At 66.4% G+C, this 2,296-nt stretch carries 2 protein-coding genes (1 of these 2 cut by a window edge); both read left to right on the plus strand.

Going from position 1 to position 2,296, the window contains the following annotated elements:
- A partial coding sequence (locus CF161_RS00140) for a ShlB/FhaC/HecB family hemolysin secretion/activation protein (protein WP_020294493.1) occupies nucleotides 1–1,539 on the plus strand: 1,539 nt, incomplete at its 5' end.
- A 21-nt stretch (nucleotides 1,540–1,560) separates the two neighbouring features.
- Nucleotides 1,561–2,296 carry the start of a DUF2341 domain-containing protein gene (locus CF161_RS00145; RefSeq protein WP_020294494.1) on the plus strand. The gene runs 1,061 nt beyond the window's last position, so the window shows 736 of its 1,797 coding nt (coding positions 1–736); it begins with the start codon at nucleotides 1,561–1,563; the stop codon falls past the right edge of the window.

The raw sequence follows: 2,296 nt of genomic DNA on the forward strand, positions 1-2,296 counted from the left end.
GCCCAGGCCGACGAGGCGCCTGCGGGGCAGGGCGCGGAGTCGGCGCCAAGGCGGGTGGACGTCAACGAGTACTTTGTGCGCGGCAATACCGTGCTCGACGCCCGGGCCATCGAGGAGGCGGTGTACCCGTTTCTCGGCCCGCAAAAGACCTTGAGCGATATCGAAGGCGCGCGCGATGCCTTGCAGAAGGTCTACCAGGCCCAGGGTTATCAGTCGGTGTTTGTCGAGCTGCCGGAGCAGAAGGTCGATGACGGCATCGTCTACCTGCACGTCAGCGAGACCAAGGTCGGCCGGGTGCGCGTGGTCGGCGCCAAGCACTATTCGCCGGTGGAGATCCGCGACGAGGTGCCGGCGCTGCAGGAAGGCCAGGTGCCGGATTTCGCCCGGGTGCAGACCCAGCTCGCCGGCCTCAACCGCAGCGCCGGGCGTCAGGTCACGCCGCTGGTGCGCGAAGGCCAGCGCCCGGGAACCATGGACGTCGACCTGCAGGTGGAGGACCAGAATCCCTGGCACGCCAGCCTCGGCCTGAACAACGACTACAGCGCCGACACCGAGAAGCTGCGCAGCGTCGCCACCCTGGGCTACGACAACCTCTGGCAACTGGGGCACAGCATTTCCCTGACCTACTTCACCGCGCCCCAGGACAGCGCCAACGCCAAGGTCTGGTCGGGCTCCTACAGCGCACCCTTGAGCGAGCGCTGGAGCCTGCAGTTCTCCGGCTATCAGTCCGACAGCAACATCGCCACCATCGGCGGCAGCAACGTGCTGGGCAAGGGCCATTCCTACGGCGTGTCGGCGATCTACAGCCTGCCGGCCGCCGGCAACTGGGCCAACTCGCTGTCCGTGGGGGTGGATTTCAAGGACTTCGACGAGCAGATGCGCTTCGGCTCCAGCAGCGACCAGATCCCCCTCAAGTACGCGCCGCTGACCTTTGGCTACAACGGCTACCGCTACAGCGAAACCTCGCAACTGGGGCTGGGCCTGAACCTGATCGTCGGCACCCGCAGCTTTTTTGGCTACGGCAGCGACGCCGAGGCGTTCCAGTACAAGCGCGACGCAGCGAGCCCGAGCTTTGCCGTGCTCAAGGGCGACCTGAACTTCACCTACACCTTCGCCAGCGACTGGCAGTCGGCGTCCAAGGCCGGCTTCCAGCTGGCTTCCGGGCCGCTGGTGTCCAACGAGCAGTATTCCGCCGGTGGCGCCACCTCGGTGCGCGGCTACCTGGCCGCCGAGCGCACGGGGGATGAGGGTTACCTGTTGTCCCAGGAACTGCGCACGCCGTCCCTGGCCCGATTTCTCGGCAGCTATGTGCAGGAATGGCGCTTCTACGCCTTCGCCGAAGGCGCACACCTGTCCCTGCATGACCCGCTGCCCGAGCAGGAAGACGCGTACAGCCTGGCCAGTGTCGGCCTCGGCACCCGCGCCAGTTTGAGCAAATGGCTGTCCGGCAGCCTGGACTGGGGCTACCCCCTCAAAGACGGCCCCAACACCCAGAAATACGACCCGCGCCTGCACTTCAGTGTGCAGGCGACGTTCTGACTTTTACGGAGAACCCATCACATGCAACGCTTATTCCTGAGCCTGTTGATCTGCCTGGGCTTCGTGCTCCCGGCCACGGCCCATGCCTGGTGGCAGGACGACTGGCATTACCGCAAGCAGATTTCGGTCGACACCACGCCCCAGGGCGCGGCGATCAACGAGGCCCTGGGCCGGACCGCGCTGCTGGTGCGCCTGCACACCGGCAACTTCACCTTTGACGGGGTCAAGGAAGACGGCGCCGACCTGCGTTTTGTCGCGGCCGATGACAAGACCGTGCTCAACCACCAGATCGAGAGCTTCGACCCGTTGATGGGCATGGCCCTGATCTGGGTCGATGTGCCCAAGGTCGAAGGCGGCCAGCGCCAGGATATCTGGATGTACTACGGCAACCAGAAGGCCCCGGCCACCGCCAATGGCCCACTGACCTTCGATCCGAACTACAGCGCGATCTACCACTTCGACGGCGCCAACGGCACGCCGCCCAAGGACACCAGCGCCTACGGCAACACCGCGCAGAACGCCACGGGCGCCAGCATCGACGGGGTGATCGGCCGCGCCTTGCAGTTCAGCGGCCAGCCGCTGCTGTTGCCGGCCAGCCCGTCGCTGCAACACGGCGCCGGTGGCGCCTTTACCTTCAGCACCTGGCTGCGCCTGGACCAGGCCAGCGGCGAGCAAGTGCTGCTGGCCCGCCGCGACGGCGCCCACAGCCTGTTGCTGGGCTTGAACCAGGGCACGCCGTTCGTGGAGGTCGACGGCC

The organism is Pseudomonas sp. CF161, from assembly GCF_000416215.1.
Taxonomy (GTDB): Bacteria; Pseudomonadota; Gammaproteobacteria; order Pseudomonadales; family Pseudomonadaceae; genus Aquipseudomonas.